This window comes from Pseudomonas sp. UBA7530 (assembly GCF_002479365.1).
In the GTDB taxonomy this organism is placed as follows: Bacteria; Pseudomonadota; Gammaproteobacteria; order Pseudomonadales; family Pseudomonadaceae; genus Aquipseudomonas.
Genome location: NZ_DLMS01000011.1, coordinates 196,423 through 215,891 on the forward strand (window position 1 = coordinate 196,423; position 19,469 = coordinate 215,891).

The window sequence follows — 19,469 nt, forward strand, 5'->3', positions numbered from 1 at the left end:
CGATGTCCACCGTTCTCAATGTGCTGCTGCCGATCTTCGGTCTGATTCTGGTCGGGTTCATCTGCCGGCGCACCAATCGCCTGGGGCCGACCGCCGCTTCGGAGATGAACCGCTTCGTGGTCTGGCTCGGCCTGCCGGCCTTGCTCTTCAGCCTCACCGCCAAGGCCGACTGGGCGCAGATCTGGCAGCCCGGCTTCCTGCTCGCCTTCACCGGCGGCATGCTCGCGGTATTTCTCGCCACCCTGGCGTATCGCTGGAAAACCACCGGCAGCCTGGTCGACGCCAGCATCGACGGGCTCAGCGCCGGCTACGCCAATACCGGCTACATCGGCATTCCGCTGTGCGTGCTGGTGCTCGGTGATGACGGTATGGCGCCGGCACTGATCGCCTCGCTGATGGTGGTCTGCGTATTGTTCGGCCTGGCGGTGGTGTGCATCGAGGTGGGCCTGCAGAGCGACAAGGGCCTGGGCGGCGCCATCGTGCAGGTGGTCTCGGCGCTGCTGAAGAATCCGCTGGTGGTGGCACCGCTGCTCGGTGCGGCCTGGGCGCTGGGTGGTGTGCAACTGCCGGTAGCGCTGGACGAATTCCTGCGCCTGCTCGGTGCCGCCACCGTGCCCTGTGCGCTGGTCTCGCTGGGGTTGTTCCTGGCGCAGCGGCAGAGCGGGTCGAGTGAAGGTGCCTGGCCGCTGGTGGCGTTGAAGCTGGTGTTGCAGCCGCTGGTAACCTGGTTCATCGCCTTCGTGCTGCTCGACCTGCCGCCGTTCTGGGCGCACGCCGCGTTGCTGTTAAGCGCGCTGCCCACCGGCACCGGACCGTTCATGCTCGCCGAGTATTACCAGCGTCAGGCGGCGCTGGTGTCGCGGGCGATCCTGTTCTCCACCCTCGGCTCGCTGCTGACTCTGTCGCTGATCCTGCTGGCGATCAGCCCTTGAGCTGCAACTCCACGCCCAGCTGCTGCGACAGGCAGGGCCAGCGCCGCCAGGCCAATGTGGTGCTCGGCGCCGCCAGGCGCTCGCGGTAGGCCTGCACTGAGGGCTGGTCGAAGCTGGCGCCATCGAGCATGCCGGCCAGAGCGTGATGCACGGCTTCATCGAGCTGGTTGGCGAAGGGCTCGCCGATCAACTGATGCGCGATCAGATTGGCACGCGTGGTGTCCAGCGGGATCAGTGGCTGGCCGAAGTGGGCGATGTAGCGGTCGTTGACCTCCTCCACCAGGCGATGGGCCAGATAGGCCTCGTCGAGCAGGCCTTCCAGCCCTTCGTGGCCGTCCATCAAGGCCGGTGGTTGCAGGAAGAAATGCTCGGCGATCTTCAGCACGGGCTTCACCGCGGACTCGATTCCGGCTTCGCGCGCCACCTCGGCGGCGGCATCCAGCACGTCCGGTACCTCCTCGATATACGCGATGACGAAGGCAGCCAGCGCGCCCTGCGCGTCGCCCTCGGGCAGGCGAATGGACGGATGCAGGCGATCCAGCTGAGCCTGGAGAAAATGGGCGAGCGCCTGGCTGCCGCTTTCCTGCTGACGAGCATGGGCGATCAATTGACGAAGGGCGGCGGTGTTCATGACTGCTCCTACATATCAGGACATGGACGTGAACCTTAGCCGGCTCCTGCGGTCGGCTAAGACACGATTGTCATAACTTTTTCATACTTATGCGAGTCCGCTATATCCACCTGTATCAGAACGGCTACAGCCCGCAGCAGCCGCGGCGTTTAGGACAAGGGCTGTGTGGCTTCGGCCATTTTCGCTGGTACGTTGCGAGGTGAAAGTCGCCGTCTATACTCGATTTCGAAAGGCAGTACCTGATGGAACCGGACGGGCTCACGCACGGAGAGGTTTCGGCAGCAGTCGCCAGCAGTCGGGTGTGCTTCGTGGACAGTGAGTCCGCAGCGCATGCCCTATTGGCAGTCGATCCCTTAGCCGCAGGCTCAGCCGGCGGGATAACAAGAACAATCAAGGGGAACCCGCAATGATGCGACATCCACGAGTCTGGATGGGCCTCCTGCTGTGGCTGGCATTAGGCTCGGCGCACGCCCAGTGGACGGTCAACATGACGCCTGGTGTAACCGACGTCAGCCGCTCCGTGTTCGATCTGCACATGACCATTTTCTGGATCTGTGTGGTGATCGGCATACTGGTATTCGGCGCCATGTTCTGGTCGATGATCATGCACCGCCGCTCCACCGGCCAGGAGCCTGCGCACTTCCACGAAAGTACCACCGTCGAGATTCTCTGGACCGTCGTGCCACTGGCCATTCTGGTGGTGATGGCGATCCCGGCGACCAAGACGCTGATCGAGATCTACGACACCTCCGAGTCCGAGCTGGACATCCAGATCACCGGCTACCAGTGGAAGTGGCACTACAAGTATCTGGGCCACGACGTCGAGTTCTTCAGCAACCTGACCACACCGCGCTCGCAGATCAACAACCGCGAAGCCAAGGGTGAACACTACCTGCTGGAAGTCGACGAACCACTCGTGGTGCCGGTGGGCACCAAGGTGCGCTTCCTCATCACTGCTGCCGACGTCATCCACTCCTGGTGGGTGCCGGCGCTGGCGGTGAAGAAGGACGCCATCCCCGGCTTCATCAACGAGTCCTGGACCCGCATCGAAGAACCGGGCATCTACCGCGGCCAATGCACCGAGCTGTGTGGCAAGGACCACGGCTTCATGCCCGTGGTGGTCGAGGCCAAGTCCAAGGAGGACTTCGATGCCTGGCTGGCCGAGCGCAAGCAGGCTGCGGCTGCCGAGCGCGAGCTGACCAGCAAGGAATGGACCATGGAAGAGCTGATGGCGCGCGGCGAGAAGGCCTACAACACGGCCTGCGTCGCCTGCCACCAGGCCAACGGCGAAGGCCTGCCGCCGATGTTCCCGGCGCTCAAGGGTTCGGCCATCGCCACCGGGCCGGCCGAGGGCCACATCGACATCGTCTACAACGGCAAGCCGGGCACCTCCATGGCCGCCTTCGGCAAGCAGCTGTCGCCGGTCGACCTGGCCGCCATCATCACCTACGAGCGCAATGCCTGGGGCAACAACCTCGGTGAGATGGTCACGCCCAAGGACATTCTCGATTTCTCCAAGGCGCAGGAGTAAGGACATGAGTGCAGTGATCGATCACGGTCATACTGACCACCACCATGGCCCGGCCAAGGGTCTGATGCGCTGGGTGCTGACCACCAACCACAAGGACATCGGCACGATGTACCTGTGGTTCAGCTTCTGCATGTTTCTGCTGGGTGGCTCGATGGCGATGGTCATCCGCGCCGAGCTGTTCCAGCCGGGCCTGCAGATCGTGCAGCCGGAATTCTTCAACCAGATGACCACCATGCACGGCCTGATCATGGTCTTCGGTGCAGTGATGCCGGCCTTCGTTGGCCTCGCCAACTGGATGATCCCGCTGATGATCGGCGCGCCGGACATGGCCCTGCCACGGATGAACAACTTCAGCTTCTGGCTGTTGCCGGCGGCGTTCGGCCTGCTGGTCAGCACGCTGTTCATGGAAGGTGGCGGGCCGAACTTCGGCTGGACCTTCTATGCGCCGCTGTCGACCACCTACGGGCCGGAGAGCACCACTTTCTTCATCTTCGCGGTGCACCTGATGGGCATCAGTTCGATCATGGGGGCGATCAACGTGGTCGCCACCATCCTCAACCTGCGCGCCCCCGGCATGACCCTGATGAAGATGCCGCTGTTCGTCTGGACCTGGCTGATCACCGCCTTCCTGCTGATCGCGGTGATGCCGGTGCTGGCCGGCTGCGTGACCATGATGCTGATGGACATCCATTTCGGCACCAGCTTCTTCAACGCCGCCGGTGGCGGCGACCCGGTGCTGTTCCAGCACGTGTTCTGGTTCTTCGGCCACCCCGAGGTGTACATCATGATCCTGCCCGCCTTCGGTGCGGTCAGCTCGATCATCCCGGCCTTCGCGCGCAAGCCGCTGTTCGGCTACACCTCGATGGTCTACGCCACGGCTGCGATCGCCTTCCTGTCATTCATCGTCTGGGCGCACCACATGTTCACCGTCGGCATCCCGCTGACCGGCGAGCTGTTCTTCATGTACGCCACGATGCTGATCGCCGTGCCCACCGGGGTGAAGGTGTTCAACTGGGCCAGCACCATGTGGCAGGGCTCGATGACCTTCGAGGCGCCGATGCTGTTCTCGGTGGCCTTCGTCATCCTCTTCACCATCGGTGGTTTCTCCGGCTTGATGCTGGCCATCGCGCCGTCGGACTTCCAGTACCACGACACCTACTTCGTGGTGGCGCACTTCCACTACGTGCTGGTGCCGGGTGCGATCTTCGGCATCTTCGCCTCGGCCTACTACTGGCTGCCGAAGTGGACCGGCCACATGTACGACGAAACCCTGGCCAAGCTGCATTTCTGGATGAGTTTCATCGGCATGAACCTGGCGTTCTTCCCGATGCACTTCGTCGGCCTGGCCGGCATGCCGCGGCGTATCCCCGACTACAACATGATGTTCGCCAACTTCAACATGGTCTCCAGCATCGGCGCCTTCATGTTCGGCGCAACCCAGTTGCTGTTCCTGTTCATCGTCATCAAGTGCATCCGCAGCGGCAAGCCGGCGCCGGCCAAGCCCTGGGACGGTGCCGAAGGCCTGGAGTGGACGGTGCCGTCACCGGCGCCCTATCACACCTTCAGCACGCCGCCGGAAGTGAAATAGGAGGTCTGCCGTGAGCGAGGTCATCGCGACGCGTCGCCTGGTTACCCGTCTGCTGGTCGTGGTGGTGGTGATGTTCTGCTTCGGCATCTTCATCCTGCCGCCGTTCTACGACGCCATGTGCCGGGTCTTCGGCATCAACGGCAAGACGGCCGGGGCCTACCAGGGCGAGCAGTTGGTGGATGAGCAGCGCCAGGTGCGCGTGCAGTTTCTCGCCACCAACGCTGCCGGCATGGTCTGGGAGTTCGGACCAGAGGCCGACGAGATCCTGGTTCACCCTGGGGAGGCGCGCGACATGCTTTTCGTTGCCTACAACCCCAGCGATCACCCGATGAGCGCGCAGGCGATTCCCAGCGTATCGCCGTCGAAGGCGGCGGCCTTCTTTCACAAGACCGAGTGCTTCTGCTTCACCCAGCAGGTGCTGCAACCGGGCGAGCGCATCGAGATGCCGGTGCGCTTCATCGTCGACCGCGACCTGCCGCAGGACGTGAAGCACCTGACCCTGGGCTACACCCTGTTCGATATCACCGAACGCAAACCGCCAGTGGCTCAGGCGACCCTTGCTCGGGCGACTCCATAAGGAGAACAACAATGTCGAGTCACGAAAGTCACGAGAACTATTACGTACCGGCACAAAGCAAATGGCCCATCGTCGCCAGTGTCGGTCTGCTGGTCAGCTTCTATGGCATAGGAACCTGGTTCAACGACCTCTCGGCCAACCGGGAAAGCTCGAACGGGCCGATGATCTTCTTCGTCGGTGGGCTGATTCTGGCCTGGATGCTGTTCGGCTGGTTCGGCAACGTCATCAAGGAAAGCCGTGCCGGCCTCTACAGCGCGCAGATGGACCGCTCCTTCCGTTGGGGCATGAGCTGGTTCATCTTTTCCGAGGTGATGTTCTTCGCCGCCTTCTTCGGCGCCCTGTTCTACATCCGCATGTGGTCCGGGCCCTGGCTCGGCGGTGAGGGTGACAAGGGCGTTGCCAACATGCTCTGGGAAGGCTTCGAATACAGCTGGCCAATGCTGCAGAACCCCGACTCCAAACTGTTCCCGCCACCGAGCGGGGTGATCGACCCCTGGCATCTGCCACTGGTCAACACCATCTTGCTGGTGTCTTCCAGTTTCACCATCACCTTCGCTCACCACGCCCTGAAGAAGAACCACCGCGGCCCGCTCAAGGCCTGGCTGGCAGCGACCATCGTGCTGGCGCTGGCGTTCCTGTTCTTCCAGGTCGAGGAGTACATCGAGGCCTACACCGAGCTGGGGCTGACCCTGGGCTCGGGGATCTACGGCGCGACCTTTTTCATGCTCACCGGCTTCCACGGTGCGCACGTGACACTGGGCACCATCATTCTGATCGTGATGCTGGTACGCATCACGCGCGGGCACTTCGATGCCGATCAGCACTTCGGTTTCGAGGCCGCCGCCTGGTATTGGCACTTCGTCGACGTGGTCTGGCTCGGCCTGTTTATCTTCGTCTACGTCTTGTAGCGCAGCTTCACCAGGTGACGTGAGAAACCAGTTGCCCTGAATAGAAGCCCCAGGCGATCAGGGCAACGGTAATGGCGGTCAGGCCGACACGGACAGTCAGAGCGCCTACCACGCGGGAACCATGGCCTTCGTCCTTGACCAGGAAGAACAGGCCGCTGAACAGGCTGGCGAGCGTAGCCAGCAGCATTAGGACGATCGCGGCCTTGAGCATGCGGGACTCCGGGGGATTGAAGTGATGCAATGCAGTATAGCCAGCAACCCCGACCGTCACGGCAGGACGCAATGAGTGCCTTCCGTCCCGGTTGGCTGCCCAGCCTGCTGGTCGCCCTGCTGCTGCCGGGCCTGATCTGGCTGGGCTTCTGGCAGTTGCAGCGCGGCGAGGAGAAGCGCCAGCTGCTGGCCAGCTTCGAGGCGCGGCGTCAGGCCGAGCCGGCCAGCCTCGAGCAGCTCGAACCCGTGCGTGATCCGGCCTATCGCCGGGTCCAGCTACGCGGGCACTTCGACGACGAACACAGTCTTCTGCTCGATAGCCGCGTGCGCGATGGCCACGCTGGTGTCGAGTTGCTGCAACCCTTCTATGACCAGTCCAGCGGCCTCTGGGTACTGATCAACCGCGGCTGGTTGCCCTGGCCTGACCGCCGTACACCGCCGCAGTTCGAGACTCCCGATGGTGTACTGCAGCTCACGGCCTGGATCTACGTCGCGCCTTCCGGCGGCCTGAATCTGCGCTCCGGCGCGGCGACCGACGGCTGGCCGCGGCTGATCACTCAGGTGGAGGCGGAAAGTCTCTGGCAGCAACTGGGCCGCGGCGGGTTGCCGTTCGAGGCGCGCCTTGAACCGGGGCCAGCCAGTTACCGCGTCGACTGGCCAGTAGTCAGCATGAGCCCGAGCAAGCATCTGGGCTACGCGGTGCAATGGTTCGCCCTGGCCGCCGCGCTGCTTGGCCTGTTCATCTATCTCGGAATTCACAACGCACGGGAGAGCCGTCATGAACCCAGCCATCGCCATGCCTGAGGCGCCGCGCAAGGGGCGTGGTCGCCTGCAGTTGCTGCTGATCCTGGCCATCGCCATCGGCCCGATGTTTCTCGCCAGTGCCATGTACCAGTGGCGCTTCTGGGTGCCGGAGACGCGCAGTTACCACGGCGTGCTGATCGGTGACGGTCGCACCCTGGCCGACCTTGGCGTGCAGGGTGAGATTGAGCCCGGTTGGCAAATTCTGGTGACGGCACCGGGCGCGTGCGAAGCGGACTGTCAGCAGTTGGTTTACCTGGCGCGGCAGATCCAAATCGGCCTCAACCGCGAAACCTCTCGTGCCAGCCACGGCCTTGCGCTGGCCGAGCCGCTGACCGCCGATTACGACGCCACGCTCGCGCGCGAATATCCGCAACTGGGACGCTATCGGCTGGATCTGCAGGCTTACGACAAGGCCGCCGAGGCGGTGCCCGGTGCGCAGCTGTGGCTGGTCGACCCGCACGGCAATCTGGTGCTGCGTTATCCGGCCGGCAGCAACGGCAAGGCGATTCTCGATGATCTGCGCTATCTGCTGAAAATTTCCCTGATCGGCTGACGCTGCGCTCTGTCCATATCGACAGCGCGCCAAGCCCAGTGCCCAAGGAGTCGACATGCACAAGCCCGGTTACCGTCTAGCGTTGTTCGCCACCCTCCTGACCGTGGTGGTGGTGCTGCTAGGTGCCTACACCCGCCTGACCCATGCTGGCCTGGGCTGTCCGGATTGGCCGGGTTGCTACGGTTTTCTCGGCGTTCCGATGAGCGAGCACAAGCAGGCCATCGCCGAGGCGCGCTTTCCCGAGGCACCGGTGGAGGTCGCCAAGGGCTGGTACGAGATGATCCACCGCTACTTCGCTGGCGCGCTCGGGCTGGTGATCCTGATCATCGCTGTCCAGGCCGTGCGCCGTCGTGAGGAGCCAACGCAACCCGTCAAACTGCCGCTGGCGATCCTGGCGCTGGTGATCCTGCAAGGCGCCTTCGGTATGTGGACAGTCACCCTGCAGCTCTGGCCGCAGGTGGTCACCGCCCACCTGCTCGGCGGCTTCGCCACCTTGAGCCTGCTGACCTTGCTCACCTTGCGCCTGTCGGGGCGCTTCGCCCCGCTGCAAATGCCGGGGCGCCTGCGTGCACTGGCGGCTGCCTGCCTACTGCTGGTGATCGGGCAGATCGCCCTCGGCGGCTGGGTCAGCTCCAACTATGCCGCGGTCGCCTGTGTCGACCTGCCCACCTGCCATGGCGAGTGGTGGCCGGCGATGGACTTCGGCAAGGGTTTTCACCTGACCCAGCATATCGGTCCCAATTACCTGGGTGGGCAGCTCGACAGCGATGCCCGCACCGCCATTCACATGAGCCATCGCATAGGCGCGCTGCTGGTGACGATGGCGCTGCTGGTGCTGGCCTGGCGGCTGCGCGCGGCCGGGCTGCCGCGCCTGGCCGGTCTGCTGCTGCTGGCGCTGGCCGCGCAGGTCAGCCTGGGCATCAGCAACGTGATCTTCCACCTGCCGCTGCTGGTGGCGGTGGCGCACAACGCTGGTGGCGCGGCCCTGCTGCTGACCATGGTGCTGATCAACTATCGCCTGCGGAGCGCTTCTGCGACGACTTGTAAAACATCCGATCTGGCGGACAGGCGCACGACGCTCGTTTCCAGCGGTCTGGTTCAAGGCCGGTAAATAACGAATCAGGGAGAAATGCCATGGCGACAATGCTGCGCACCCACTCCGAACGCGCCACCTGGCGCGATTATCTGGAGCTGACCAAGCCAAGGGTGGTGATGCTGATGCTGATCACCTCGCTGGTCGGCATGTTCCTCGCCACCCGTGCAGGCGTGCCCTGGACGGTGTTGTTGTTCGGCAACCTCGGCATCGGCCTGTGCGCTGGCGCCGCTGCGGCGGTCAATCACGTGGTGGACCGGCGCATCGACTCGATCATGGCGCGTACGCACAAGCGTCCGGTCACGGCTGGGCGCGTTTCGCCGGTGGCGGCGCTGACTTTCGCCCTGGCTCTGGCCATTGCCGGCATGAGCCTGCTGATGGTGTTCACCAACGAACTGGCCGCCTGGCTGACGCTGGCTTCGCTACTCGGTTACGCAGTGATCTACACCGGCTTTCTCAAACGTGCGACGCCGCAGAATATCGTCATCGGCGGCCTGGCGGGCGCTGCGCCGCCGCTGCTGGGCTGGGTCGCCGTCACCGGTCACCTGAGTGCCGAGCCGCTGCTGCTGGTGCTGATCATCTTCGCCTGGACGCCGCCGCATTTCTGGGCCCTGGCCATCCACCGCAAGGAAGAATACGCCAAGGCCGACATCCCCATGCTGCCGGTGACCCACGGTGAGCACTACACCAAGGTGCATATCCTGCTTTATACCCTGGTGATGTTCGCGGTGACGCTGCTGCCTTACGCCATCCACATGAGCGGCCCGCTTTACCTGGCCTGCGCTGTGCTGCTGGGCGGCCGCTTCCTGCACTGGGCCTGGGTGCTGTACCGTGACAGCAAACCGCACGCCGCGATCAACACCTTCAAGTACAGTATCTGGTATCTGTTCCTGCTGTTTATCGCTTTGCTGGCGGATCACTATCTGTTGCTGAACATTTAAGGCTCTTCATGACGCGTACCCACACAACGGTTTTCGTTCTTGTCGCAATCGTGGCCCTGGTGCTGGGGCTAACCGTCAACAAGGTGCTCAGCAGCAAGAGCCAGGGTGACCCGGCGGCGTTGCTCGATGCCGGGATTGTCCTGCTGCCGCAGAACCGCAGCCTGCCGGCGCTGAGCCTGGTCGATCAGGACGGCAAGGAAGTCGCGGTTGATCAGCTCAAGGGCGACTGGAAGCTGCTGTTCTTCGGTTATACCTTCTGCCCGGACATCTGCCCGGCCACCCTGGCCCAGCTGCGCCAGTTGCAGGGACAGTTACCCGAAGAAACCCGCGCACGGCTCGAGGTAGTGATGGTCAGCGTCGACCCGCACCGCGACACGCCGGAGCAGTTGAGCAAGTACCTGGGCTTCTTCAATGCGGGCTTCAAGGGCCTGACCGGCGAAGAGGAAACCCTGCAGAAGTTCGCCAACTCGGTGAGCATCCCCTACATCCCGGCCGACACCAGCAAGGAAAACTACACCGTCGATCACAGCGGCAACCTGGTGATCATCGGCCCGGATGGCACCCAGCGCGGCTTCATCCGCGCGCCGATCAACAATGCCAAGCTGGCCGAACAACTGCCGGGCCTGGTTTCGGGTAGCTGATCCGCTGGGGTGCGCTTACGCACCGCTATTACCATCATTTCCCGGATTTCATCCGGGCTACGGCCCGACGCAGACCCGTAGGGTGGGTTAGCGGCGCAAAGCCCCGGTCGCATAAACGCAACTGAACTTGGCGCGCCGCGTAACCCACCAGGCAATGGATGGCGCTGCGCCGACGGTGGGTTACGTCGCCGTAGGAACAGAGAGAGTTATTCAGCAATGCGTTACAGGTGGCTAACTCATCCTACGAAACGCGTCGATCTCACTACAGTGCGAATGGCAGCGGCAGGTTGACCTGTTGACGCTGCGCCAGGCGCCGCTGGAATTCGGCCGGATCATGAATCAGCACTTCCTGCCCGGCGAAGGATTCGGCGGCGATCAGGCGCGACAGCCAGAAGCGCACGCAGGCCACGCGCAGCATGGCCGGCCACAGCTCGGCTTCTGCAGCGCTGAACGGCCGCAGCGCCGCATAAGCGCCGAGCAGCGCACGGGCGCGAGCACCATCGAGGCTGCCGTCTTCGTGCGAGCACCAGTCGTTGAGGGTGATCGCCAGGTCATAGAGCATCGGCCCGGAGCAGGCGTTGTAGAAGTCGATCACCCCGGCCAGATGGTTGCCGTCGAACAGCACGTTGTCGCGGAACAGATCGGCATGCAGGTTCGCCCGCGGCAGAGCGAGGATGCGCGGTTTCAGCTCGGCGATCTCGGCCAGTGCATCACGCAGCAGCGGCAATGCCTGCGCATCGAGTTTTTGCGCCTGGCTCGGACCTTCGGCGAGCATCCAGTCCAGGCCGCGGTCGCTGCGGCGTTCGATGGGCGCATCACGCGTGGCCAGGTGGATGCGCGCCAGCAGGCTGCCCACCTCCTGGCAGTGGTGGGCGTTAGCGTCGCGCACATGCTTGCCGGAAAGCCGCGGCTGCAGCAGCGCCGGCTTCTCCGCCAGGCTGCGCAGTGCCGCGTCGTCCTGCGTGCGCAGGGCGTAGGGCACCGGCAGGCCGGCGTCGTGGAGCACGTCGAGCAGTTCGATGAAAAATGGCAGGTCGGCCACCGGGCCGCGTTCGACCAGGGTCAGGACGTACTCGCCCTGCTCTAGGCTGACGAAGAAGTTGCTGTTTTCGCTACCCGCAGCAATGCCCTGAAAGTCACGCAACCGCCCAAGCCCGTAGGGCGCCAGGAAGACTTCGAGCTGATGACGCTCCAGGGGGGTGAATACCGACATATCAGACCTTAATCGCTTACCAGCTAAAGATTTCCCACGAAGGGATCAGCATGTCCGGATCGTCCGAACGTACAAAGTTGCCGTCGCTGCCATCGGCGCGAACGAGAAAGTAGGGTTTGCCGTTCTTCGGGATGACCTTGATGGCATAAAGGAAGCCATTGACCCGGTATTCCTGAATGGTGCGGTCGCCGTCCTGGCGAATGGTCACGTCCGGGTCGCCCGAGACCGGGTCATCGGCATGCGCGGCAAGTGGAAGACAGGCCAGCAGGCCGACCAGCAAAAGGCGATTCAATGTACCCATGATAACCTTGCTCCTTGATATTCACCGATGCAGCCATTCTACCGCTGCACCCGCCGAAAAGGTTGATCCCGCGCATGAGCCAAGCTCCCCTCGTTCTGGTCGACGGTTCCTCGTACCTGTACCGCGCCTTCCACGCCCTGCCGCCGCTGACCACCTCCAGGGGCATGCCCACCGGAGCGGTAAAGGGCGTGCTGAACATGCTCAAGAGCCTGCGCAAGCAGTACCCGAACAGCCCGTTTGCCGTGGTCTTCGACGCCAAGGGCGGCACTTTCCGTGACGAGTTGTTCGCCGAATACAAGGCCAATCGCCCGTCCATGCCGGACGAACTGCGGGTGCAGGTCGAGCCGCTGCATGCCAGCGTGCGTGCCCTTGGCCTGCCGCTGCTGTGCGTCGAAGGTGTGGAAGCCGATGACGTGATCGGCACCCTGGCCCGCCAGGCCGCCGGCGAAGGTTGCGACGTGGTGATTTCCACCGGTGACAAGGACATGGCGCAGTTGGTCTGCCCGCACGTTACGCTGGTCAACACCATGACCGGAAGCGTGTACGACATCGATGGCGTGAAAGGGAAATTCGGCGTCGGCCCTGAGCTGATCATCGACTACCTGGCGCTGATGGGCGACAAGGTCGACAACATTCCCGGCGTACCGGGCGTGGGCGAAAAAACCGCGCTCGGCCTGCTGGTCGGGGTCGGCGGTGGCCTCGATGTGCTCTACGCCAACCTCGATAAGATTCCCGAGTTGCCGATTCGCGGCGCCAAGAGCCTGCCGGCCAAGCTCGAGGAACACCGCGACATGGCTTATCTGTCGTATCAGCTGGCGACCATCAAGACCGACGTGCCATTGAACATCGCCATCGACTCGCTGCATCCCGGCGAGCCGGACCTTGCCGCCCTGGTCGAACTGTACGGTCAGCTGGAATTCAAGAACTGGCTCGACGACCTGTTGCGCCAGAACAAGACGCTGGCGGCCAAGGCAGTGGCCCCTGCCGGCGACCTGTTCGCCGAGCCGGCCAGCGAGGCCGTCGAAGACGCGGCCGAGCCAGCGCCGGCCAGCGCCGGTGACTACCAACTGGTGCTGGAGCAGGCACAGTTCGATGAGTGGCTGAAGAAGCTGGAGCAGGCCGAGCTGATCGCCTTTGACAGCGAGACCACCAGCCTCGATGCGCAGCAGGCGCAACTGGTCGGTCTGTCCTTCGCGGTCAAGGCCGGTGAGGCAGCCTACGTGCCGCTGGCGCACAGTTACATGGGCGTGCCGCAGCAGCTCGATCGCGATGCGGTGCTCAAGGCGCTCAAACCGATCCTCGAAGACCCGGCCAAGGCCAAGGTCGGCCAGCACGCCAAGTACGACATCAACGTCCTGGCCAACGCCAGCACACCGATCACGGTGCAGGGCGTGGCCTTCGACACCATGCTCGAATCCTACGTGCTGGACTCCACCGCCACCCGTCACGACATGGACAGCCTGGCGTTGAAGTACCTGAATCACAGCACCATTCGCTTCGAGGACATCGCCGGCAAGGGCGCCAAGCAGCTGACCTTCGATCAGATCGCCCTGGAACAGGCCGGCCCCTATGCCGCCGAAGACGCCGACGTGACCCTGCGCCTGCACCAGGAGTTGTGGCGCCGCCTCGAAGCCGTGCCGTCCCTGGCCAAGGTGCTGCGCGAAATCGAAATTCCGCTGATGCCGGTGCTGGCGCGCATCGAGCGCAACGGCGCGCTGGTCGATGCCAAGCTGCTTGGCGAGCAGAGCGTCGAACTGGGCGAAAAACTGGTGGAGCTGGAGCGCAAGGCCTTCGAGATTGCCGGCGAGCCTTTCAATCTGTCCTCACCCAAGCAACTGGGCGTGATCCTTTACGAGAAACTCGGCTACCCGGTGATCAGCAAGACTGCCAAGGGCCAGCCCTCAACCGCCGAGGCGGTGCTCGCCGAACTCGCCGAGCAGGATTTCGAGTTGCCCAAGGTGCTGATGCAGTACCGCTCCTTGAGCAAGCTCAAGAGCACCTACACCGACAAGCTGCCGGAGCAGATCAACCCGCGTACCGGGCGCATTCACACCAGTTACCATCAGGCGGTGGCGGCAACTGGCCGGCTGTCGTCGAGCGACCCGAACCTGCAGAACATCCCGATCCGCACCGCCGAGGGGCGGCGCATCCGCCAGGCCTTCGTTGCGCCCCAGGGCTACAAGCTGATGGCGGCGGACTACTCGCAGATCGAGTTGCGCATCATGGCCCACCTGGCCAAGGACGAGGGGCTGTTGAGTGCCTTCCGCGACGATCTGGACGTGCACAAGGCCACTGCCGCCGAGGTATTCGGTGTGGCGCTGGAGGAGGTGACCAGCGATCAGCGACGCAAGGCCAAGGCCATCAACTTCGGCCTGATCTACGGCATGAGCGCCTTCGGTCTGGCCAAGCAGATCGACGTCGAGCGCAAGGAGGCACAGGCCTATATCGACCGCTACTTCGCCCGTTATCCAGGCGTGTTGACCTATATGGAGCGCACGCGCGCCCAGGCTGCTGAGCAGGGCTATGTGGAGACGGTCTACGGCCGTCGCCTGTACCTGCCGGAAATCCATGCGCAGAACCAGGCGATGCGCAAGGGCGCCGAACGTGCGGCGATCAACGCGCCGATGCAGGGCACTGCAGCGGACATCATCAAGCGCGCGATGATCGCCGTGGATGGCTGGTTGCAGGAGAGCACCATCGATGCGCGCATCATCATGCAGGTGCACGATGAACTGGTACTGGAGGTGCGCGAGGAGCTGGTCGATGAGGTTGGAGCCAAACTCAAGAGCCTGATGAGTGGCGCCTCCGATCTGGACGTGCCGCTACTGGTGGAAGTAGGCGTTGGTACCAATTGGGACGAAGCGCACTAAGTTAGGCAGCGCCGCGGCGTACAGCCGCGGCCGCTCTGGCTTAGGGGTTTGAGGAATCAAAAGACACTTTCTTATGGCAAATGGTTTTTAGGGCGCCGATGAACTTTCCCCAAACCCGTCCGGTCAGATTTCATGAATGGCCGTTGAGGCCTTCATGCTCCTTTGTTGTGTTAAGTGTTGGCAGACATCTGAACCCCGCCCTAGCGGTTCAGACCTTGGACCCCGAACTTCTCCCTCCCCATACGAAGCTCGGGGTTTTTTTTGCCTATAAAAAACTGCCGCTAGCGGCATTCTGATGACCCTCTCCCATTTATGGGAGAGGGTGCCCGAAGGGCGGGAGAGGGCGCTTGTGATGCTCTTTCACGTCCAAACGGGCTGCTGCAGCTCCGTCGGTGCTCCGCGCGCACCGAACATTGCTACGTTCCCGGCGCGCCCTGCGTCTTATTCCTGCTCGACGCCTTCCTCACCCTCTTCCGGCAACAGATCCAGCCAACCGGCCAGCACCATCTGCGCCTCTTCCACGCCCATGCGCTTGGGCGCCGAGAACAACTGGATGCTGATGCCTTCGCCCCACTGCTTGCGAATGTCCTGACGCACCTTGAGTAGGGCGTTCTTCGCCGCGCCGAAGGCCAGTTTGTCTGCTTTCGTCAGCAGGATATGCAGCGGCATGCCGCTGGCCACCGACCAATCCAACATCATGCAATCGAATTCGGTCAGCGGATGGCGAATATCCATCATCAGCACCAGACCGCACAGGCTTTCGCGACTGCCCAGGTACGCTTCCAGATGCTTCTGCCAGTGCTGCTTGAGCGGGATCGGCACCTTGGCGTAGCCGTAGCCGGGCAGGTCCACCAGGCGGCGTTCGTCGTCCAGGCGGAAGAAGTTGAGCAGTTGGGTGCGCCCTGGCGTCTTCGACGTGCGCGCCAGGCTGGCATGGGTCAGGGTGTTCAGCGCGCTCGACTTGCCCGCGTTGGAACGGCCGGCGAAGGCGACTTCCAGACCGCTGTCCTCGGGGCACTGGTCGACCTTGGCGGCACTGATGAGGAAGCTGGCCTGCTGGCACAGACCGATGATGGGGTTCTTCGGGAGCATGGAGGGTATCCGGTGGTTGCCTCGATTCCGTGAGAGGGTGCCTACAAATTGCTGCGCTCGACCATGCTGCGTTGGAACCAGCCTCAAAATGCTCATGTACCACTCGTACATTCCGCGTTCTCGGCTGCCTCCGCCTTGCCTGACCTTCGCTCGCTGCTTTGTAGATACTCCTCTGGCGGCTCGAGGGCTTGCGACATTTCCGCGCACCTGCTGCACGCCAGGTGGCGTGGCAAGCGGCGTCGTTTCCGTTTCAGCGTTGCCAGTATATAATGCCGCAGATTTTGTGTGCGCTTTGTCCCACCCGCAGGAACCCAATTGCCGGGAGCGATTACATCTCTGCTCGATAGAAAGCAGGACGCTTCCAACCCTGATGAGGTTGATCTGATGAAGAAAATGCTGCTCGCAGCCGCCGTCATGACTCTGTCGTTCAACGGCTATGCTGCTCAGGATCCGCAAGCGGTGTACGACCGCTCCTGTGGCGTATGCCACAACGGCCAGATCCCCACGGCGCCCAAGACGGGCGACAAGGCCGCTTGGGAACCACGCCTGGCCAAGGGCATGGATACACTGGTGCAGAGCGTCACCAATGGTTTGAATGCCATGCCGCCGCGCGGCCTGTGCATGGACTGCACGGCCGAGGATTACCAGGCGGTCATCAAGTTGATGACCGAATGAGTAAGCCCAGCCGATAACCCTTTCTCTCTTAGCCGTAATTGGATTAGCTGATGAACAAAGTACTCGTGAGTCTGCTGTTGACCCTGGGCCTCACCGGTGTGGCTCAGGCTGCTGGCGATGCCGAAGCCGGTCAGGGCAAAGTCGCTGTCTGTGGTGCCTGCCATGGCGCCGATGGCAACAGCCCTGCGCCTAACTTCCCCAAGCTGGCCGGTCAGGGCGAGCGTTACTTGCTCAAGCAGCTACACGACATCAAGTCCGGCGCTCGTCCGGTGGTCGAGATGACAGGCATGCTGGACAACCTCAGCGACCAAGACATGGCTGACATCGCCGCTTACTTCGCCAGCCAGAAGATGAGTGTCGGTGCTGCCGATCCCAAGCTGGTCGCACGTGGTGAAGCGCTGTTCCGTGGCGGCAAGCTGGAAGAAGGCATGCCATCCTGCACCGGCTGCCATTCGCCAGACGGCGCTGGCCTGGCTGCTGCCGGCTTCCCGCACCTGGGTGGCCAGCACGCGCAGTACGTGGCCAAGCAGCTGACCGACTTCCGCGAAGGCAATCGCACCAACGACGGCGACGCGATGATCATGCGCGCCATCGCCGCCAAGCTCAGCAACAAGGATATCGAAGCTGTTTCCAGCTTCATCCAGGGTCTGCACTGATTAGACCGCCGTTGCTTTTGGCAAGACAAAGGGTGGCTTCGGCCACCCTTTTTCGTATGCGTCATGGCTACAATGGGCGGAACCGGCCCAGCGGTAGCGAGTCATAGTCTCGAATCGCCATCAGGGCGAAGCTTATCCAGCCAAGGAGTACCCTCATGCGTAACCTGATTCTCGGCGCCGCTCTGGCGATCAGCAGCCTGTTCGGCCTTACTGCCCACGCCGAACCGGTCGCAGGCCAGCAGTATGTCGAGTTGAAAAGCCCGGTGCCGGTGTCCAAGCCCGGCAAGGTCGAGGTGGTGGAGCTGTTCTGGTACGGCTGCCCGCACTGCTACCAGTTCGAGGCGACGCTCAATCCCTGGGTCGAGAAACTGCCGGAAGACGTCAACTTCGTCCGTGTCCCGGCGCTGTTCGGCGGCGTTTGGAACGTGCACGGCCAGGCATTCATCACCCTGGAAATGATGAAGGTCGAACACAAGGTGCATGACGCCGTGTTCAATGCCATCCATCAGGAGAAGAAGAAGCTGGCCTCGGCTGAAGAGTTCGCCGACTTCGTCGCCACTCAGGGCGTGGATCGCGACGCCTTCCTCAAGACCTTCAATTCCTTCGCCGTCAAAGGCCAGATGGAAAAGGCCAAAAAACTGGCCATGGCGTACCAGATCACTGGCGTACCGGTGATGATCGTCGGCGGCAAGTACCGCTTCGACCTGGGTTCGACCGGCGGCCCGCAGCAGACCCTTCAGGTGGCTGACCACCTGATCGCCAAGGAGCGCGAGGCGCTCTAAGCGCCCCGCAGGCGCTAAACATGATGCGCCGCTGGCGGAAGACACGTGCGGTTGGTCTGTGCGATCCACAGATCAATCCGCACTGCTCGCCGCAGGCTGACTGGCCAGCCGACAGCCTTTTGCGCCTGCTCAGTTTCAATGTCCAGGTCGGCATCAACACCCAGCGTTATCACCACTACCTGACGCGCAGTTGGCAGCATTTACTGCCCCATGCCGGGCGCACCGGCAACCTGCAGCGCATTGGCGATCTGCTCGCCGATTTCGACCTGGTGGCGCTGCAGGAAGTCGATGGCGGCAGTCTGCGCTCGGGCTATGTCAATCAGGTTGAATACCTGGCCCAGCAGGGTGCCTTCCCCTACTGGTATCAACAGCTCAATCGCAATCTCGGGCGTCTCGCCCAGCACAGTAACGGCGTGCTTAGCCGCTTGCGGCCTACCTTGTTGGAGGATCATCCGTTGCCTGGACCACCTGGGCGGGGGGCGATCTTTCTACGTCTGGGTGAAGGCGAGCACGCGCTGTGCGTGGTGATGATGCACCTGGCCCTGGGTGCCCGCACCCGTACCCGGCAGCTGGCCTACATCCGCGAGCGGGTCAGCGAGTTTCGTCATCTGGTGCTGATGGGCGACATGAACACTCATGCCGTCGATCTGCTGGAGAACTCCCCGCTGCGTGATCTCGGTCTGCTTGCCCCGCAGGTCGAGGCGACCTTTCCCAGCTGGCGCCCGCAGCGCTGTCTCGACCATATCCTGCTCAGCTCTGAGCTTGAACTAGGACGCGTCGACGTACTTAGTCAGCCCATTTCCGATCATCTTCCCGTGGCCGTGGAAATCCGCCTGCCAGGAGCACAGAATAGCGCGCAAATGCCTATGCTGAAGACGCCATCTCCTGAGTAAGCCGTATGAGCGATGACGCGCAACGCTGGAAAGACAAATACCTGAGCAGCCTGGAGCAGCAGGAAAAGCTCGAGCGACTCTGGGAGTCGCGTCTGGATCTGTTGCGCCGTGGCCTGGTGCGCAGCAGCTTGGCTGCCGAGGGCGCGGACAAGGCGGTCGATCAATGCATGCAGGAAATGCGTGACATCCTCCGTCGTGATGAGATGGATGCCGCCTTGGGTGGCCTGATTCCCCGTCTGGAAAAGGCCGTGCTGGATTCCGAGCAGCGCCGCCAGCAGCGTGCCGGCGAGGCCGCCACGGCACTGGCAGGTCTGATCGAACAGCTCCAGCGCCTGCAGCCACCGCGTGAGGTGCGCAAGGCGCTCAAGTCGCTCGGCAAGCAGCTGCAGGATGCCACCAGTCACCAGTATCTGCTGCCCGCGCTGCTCAGCCAGCTGAGCAATCTACAAGGGCAGGCGCTGACAGTTCTGCAAACGCCGGTGCAGGAGCAGCCGGGCTTGCTGCAGCGTCTATTCGGCTCACGCGGCGAGAGCGGCGAAGAGGCCGCACATACTAATCCTGCACCTGCACCTGCACCT

20 protein-coding genes and 1 pseudogene are annotated in these 19,469 nt (G+C 62.9%); 16 read left to right on the plus strand and 5 right to left on the minus strand.

From position 1 onward, the window contains the following. Positions 1-2 precede the first annotated feature (2 nt). Entirely contained in the window at positions 3-932 is a 930-nt protein-coding gene (locus B2U07_RS14890) for an AEC family transporter (RefSeq protein WP_275546546.1), read from the plus strand. Here the strand turns inward: B2U07_RS14890 and B2U07_RS14895 are convergent. Next, positions 922-1,563, minus strand: coding sequence for a hypothetical protein (locus B2U07_RS14895; RefSeq protein ID WP_296277189.1), 642 nt, complete (start codon positions 1,561-1,563; stop codon positions 922-924). The genes B2U07_RS14890 and B2U07_RS14895 overlap by 11 nt on opposite strands. Positions 1,564-1,969: 406 nt before the next feature. On the opposite strand from B2U07_RS14895, the gene coxB reads away from it, so the two are divergent. The 4 genes from coxB to B2U07_RS14915 are packed head-to-tail and all read left to right on the plus strand — an operon-like array spanning position 1,970 to position 6,167. Next, positions 1,970-3,094, plus strand: a complete 1,125-nt coding sequence (coxB, locus tag B2U07_RS14900) for a cytochrome c oxidase subunit II (protein WP_197857676.1) — start codon at positions 1,970-1,972, stop codon at positions 3,092-3,094. A 4-nt stretch (positions 3,095-3,098) separates the two neighbouring features. Then, the gene (gene ctaD / locus B2U07_RS14905; protein WP_275546548.1) at positions 3,099-4,682 is read left to right on the plus strand and encodes a cytochrome c oxidase subunit I; all 1,584 of its coding nucleotides are present in this window, start codon (positions 3,099-3,101) and stop codon (positions 4,680-4,682) included. A gap of 10 nt (positions 4,683-4,692) precedes the next feature. Then, entirely contained in the window at positions 4,693-5,259 is a 567-nt protein-coding gene (locus tag B2U07_RS14910; protein ID WP_275546549.1) for a cytochrome c oxidase assembly protein, read from the plus strand. Between the two features lie 11 nt (positions 5,260-5,270). Beyond that, positions 5,271-6,167 (plus strand): cytochrome c oxidase subunit 3, encoded by an 897-nt coding sequence (locus tag B2U07_RS14915; RefSeq protein ID WP_275546550.1) that lies wholly within the window; start codon positions 5,271-5,273, stop codon positions 6,165-6,167. A gap of 7 nt (positions 6,168-6,174) precedes the next feature. Here B2U07_RS14915 and B2U07_RS14920 read toward each other — a convergent pair whose 3' ends face one another. Then, positions 6,175-6,378 carry a twin transmembrane helix small protein gene (locus tag B2U07_RS14920; protein ID WP_275546551.1) on the minus strand — a complete coding sequence of 68 codons (204 nt, stop codon included), beginning with the start codon at positions 6,376-6,378 and terminating at the stop codon, positions 6,175-6,177. 71 nt (positions 6,379-6,449) lie between these two features. On the opposite strand from B2U07_RS14920, the gene B2U07_RS14925 reads away from it, so the two are divergent. Genes B2U07_RS14925 through B2U07_RS14945 form a run of 5 tightly spaced genes read left to right on the plus strand, consistent with a single transcriptional unit; the run spans position 6,450 to position 10,409 of the window. Beyond that, positions 6,450-7,181 (plus strand): SURF1 family protein, encoded by a 732-nt coding sequence (locus B2U07_RS14925; RefSeq protein ID WP_296277190.1) that lies wholly within the window; start codon positions 6,450-6,452, stop codon positions 7,179-7,181. Beyond that, positions 7,156-7,734, plus strand: a complete 579-nt coding sequence (locus B2U07_RS14930; protein ID WP_296277191.1) for a hypothetical protein — start codon at positions 7,156-7,158, stop codon at positions 7,732-7,734. Before B2U07_RS14925 ends, B2U07_RS14930 begins: the two co-directional genes overlap by 26 nt. A gap of 55 nt (positions 7,735-7,789) precedes the next feature. Continuing rightward, entirely contained in the window at positions 7,790-8,845 is a 1,056-nt protein-coding gene (locus B2U07_RS14935) for a COX15/CtaA family protein (protein WP_296277192.1), read from the plus strand. Between the two features lie 23 nt (positions 8,846-8,868). Further along, the gene (gene cyoE / locus B2U07_RS14940; protein ID WP_013713322.1) at positions 8,869-9,768 is read left to right on the plus strand and encodes a heme o synthase; all 900 of its coding nucleotides are present in this window, start codon (positions 8,869-8,871) and stop codon (positions 9,766-9,768) included. Between the two features lie 8 nt (positions 9,769-9,776). Continuing rightward, the gene (locus B2U07_RS14945; protein WP_017361113.1) at positions 9,777-10,409 is read left to right on the plus strand and encodes an SCO family protein; all 633 of its coding nucleotides are present in this window, start codon (positions 9,777-9,779) and stop codon (positions 10,407-10,409) included. Between the two features lie 262 nt (positions 10,410-10,671). Here B2U07_RS14945 and B2U07_RS14950 read toward each other — a convergent pair whose 3' ends face one another. Beyond that, positions 10,672-11,622 (minus strand): homoserine kinase, encoded by a 951-nt coding sequence (locus B2U07_RS14950; protein ID WP_296277193.1) that lies wholly within the window; start codon positions 11,620-11,622, stop codon positions 10,672-10,674. A 16-nt stretch (positions 11,623-11,638) separates the two neighbouring features. Then, positions 11,639-11,923 carry a DUF2782 domain-containing protein gene (locus B2U07_RS14955; RefSeq protein WP_275546559.1) on the minus strand — a complete coding sequence of 95 codons (285 nt, stop codon included), beginning with the start codon at positions 11,921-11,923 and terminating at the stop codon, positions 11,639-11,641. A gap of 74 nt (positions 11,924-11,997) precedes the next feature. On the opposite strand from B2U07_RS14955, the gene polA reads away from it, so the two are divergent. Beyond that, on the plus strand, positions 11,998-14,793 hold the full coding sequence (gene polA, locus B2U07_RS14960; protein WP_296277194.1) for a DNA polymerase I: 2,796 nt from the start codon (positions 11,998-12,000) through the stop codon (positions 14,791-14,793). 441 nt (positions 14,794-15,234) lie between these two features. Here polA and yihA read toward each other — a convergent pair whose 3' ends face one another. Continuing rightward, positions 15,235-15,885 carry a ribosome biogenesis GTP-binding protein YihA/YsxC gene (yihA, locus tag B2U07_RS14965; protein ID WP_296277195.1) on the minus strand — a complete coding sequence of 217 codons (651 nt, stop codon included), beginning with the start codon at positions 15,883-15,885 and terminating at the stop codon, positions 15,235-15,237. A gap of 384 nt (positions 15,886-16,269) precedes the next feature. Between yihA and B2U07_RS14970 the strand changes: the two genes are divergently transcribed. The 5 genes and pseudogenes from B2U07_RS14970 to B2U07_RS14990 all read left to right on the plus strand — a co-directional run. Further along, entirely contained in the window at positions 16,270-16,560 is a 291-nt protein-coding gene (locus B2U07_RS14970; protein ID WP_296277196.1) for a c-type cytochrome, read from the plus strand. 50 nt (positions 16,561-16,610) lie between these two features. Further along, positions 16,611-17,216 (plus strand): c-type cytochrome, encoded by a 606-nt coding sequence (locus B2U07_RS14975; RefSeq protein WP_197857687.1) that lies wholly within the window; start codon positions 16,611-16,613, stop codon positions 17,214-17,216. A gap of 155 nt (positions 17,217-17,371) precedes the next feature. Continuing rightward, entirely contained in the window at positions 17,372-17,998 is a 627-nt protein-coding gene (locus tag B2U07_RS14980; protein WP_275546563.1) for a thiol:disulfide interchange protein DsbA/DsbL, read from the plus strand. Between the two features lie 20 nt (positions 17,999-18,018). Continuing rightward, positions 18,019-18,891 (plus strand): endonuclease/exonuclease/phosphatase family protein, encoded by an 873-nt coding sequence (locus tag B2U07_RS14985; protein ID WP_296277197.1) that lies wholly within the window; start codon positions 18,019-18,021, stop codon positions 18,889-18,891. A 5-nt stretch (positions 18,892-18,896) separates the two neighbouring features. Next, a pseudogene (locus B2U07_RS14990) lies at positions 18,897-19,469 on the plus strand (GGDEF domain-containing protein); the annotation flags it as partial.

Excerpts from the sequence above, each read along its gene's own strand:
- B2U07_RS14970 (WP_296277196.1), top strand. The coding sequence starts at position 16,270 with ATGAAGAAAATGCTGCTCGCAGCCGCCGTCATGACTCTGTCGTTCAAC.
- coxB (WP_197857676.1), top strand. The coding sequence starts at position 1,970 with ATGATGCGACATCCACGAGTCTGGATGGGCCTCCTGCTGTGGCTGGCA.
- B2U07_RS14975 (WP_197857687.1), top strand. The coding sequence starts at position 16,611 with ATGAACAAAGTACTCGTGAGTCTGCTGTTGACCCTGGGCCTCACCGGT.
- B2U07_RS14920 (WP_275546551.1), bottom strand. The coding sequence starts at position 6,378 with ATGCTCAAGGCCGCGATCGTCCTAATGCTGCTGGCTACGCTCGCCAGC.
- B2U07_RS14895 (WP_296277189.1), bottom strand. The coding sequence starts at position 1,563 with ATGAACACCGCCGCCCTTCGTCAATTGATCGCCCATGCTCGTCAGCAG.
- B2U07_RS14945 (WP_017361113.1), top strand. The coding sequence starts at position 9,777 with ATGACGCGTACCCACACAACGGTTTTCGTTCTTGTCGCAATCGTGGCC.
- B2U07_RS14955 (WP_275546559.1), bottom strand. The coding sequence starts at position 11,923 with ATGGGTACATTGAATCGCCTTTTGCTGGTCGGCCTGCTGGCCTGTCTT.
- B2U07_RS14925 (WP_296277190.1), top strand. The coding sequence starts at position 6,450 with ATGAGTGCCTTCCGTCCCGGTTGGCTGCCCAGCCTGCTGGTCGCCCTG.
- B2U07_RS14930 (WP_296277191.1), top strand. The coding sequence starts at position 7,156 with ATGAACCCAGCCATCGCCATGCCTGAGGCGCCGCGCAAGGGGCGTGGT.
- B2U07_RS14890 (WP_275546546.1), top strand. The coding sequence starts at position 3 with ATGTCCACCGTTCTCAATGTGCTGCTGCCGATCTTCGGTCTGATTCTG.
- cyoE (WP_013713322.1), top strand. The coding sequence starts at position 8,869 with ATGGCGACAATGCTGCGCACCCACTCCGAACGCGCCACCTGGCGCGAT.
- ctaD (WP_275546548.1), top strand. The coding sequence starts at position 3,099 with ATGAGTGCAGTGATCGATCACGGTCATACTGACCACCACCATGGCCCG.
- polA (WP_296277194.1), top strand. The coding sequence starts at position 11,998 with ATGAGCCAAGCTCCCCTCGTTCTGGTCGACGGTTCCTCGTACCTGTAC.
- B2U07_RS14985 (WP_296277197.1), top strand. The coding sequence starts at position 18,019 with ATGATGCGCCGCTGGCGGAAGACACGTGCGGTTGGTCTGTGCGATCCA.
- yihA (WP_296277195.1), bottom strand. The coding sequence starts at position 15,885 with ATGCTCCCGAAGAACCCCATCATCGGTCTGTGCCAGCAGGCCAGCTTC.
- B2U07_RS14935 (WP_296277192.1), top strand. The coding sequence starts at position 7,790 with ATGCACAAGCCCGGTTACCGTCTAGCGTTGTTCGCCACCCTCCTGACC.
- B2U07_RS14980 (WP_275546563.1), top strand. The coding sequence starts at position 17,372 with ATGCGTAACCTGATTCTCGGCGCCGCTCTGGCGATCAGCAGCCTGTTC.
- B2U07_RS14950 (WP_296277193.1), bottom strand. The coding sequence starts at position 11,622 with ATGTCGGTATTCACCCCCCTGGAGCGTCATCAGCTCGAAGTCTTCCTG.
- B2U07_RS14915 (WP_275546550.1), top strand. The coding sequence starts at position 5,271 with ATGTCGAGTCACGAAAGTCACGAGAACTATTACGTACCGGCACAAAGC.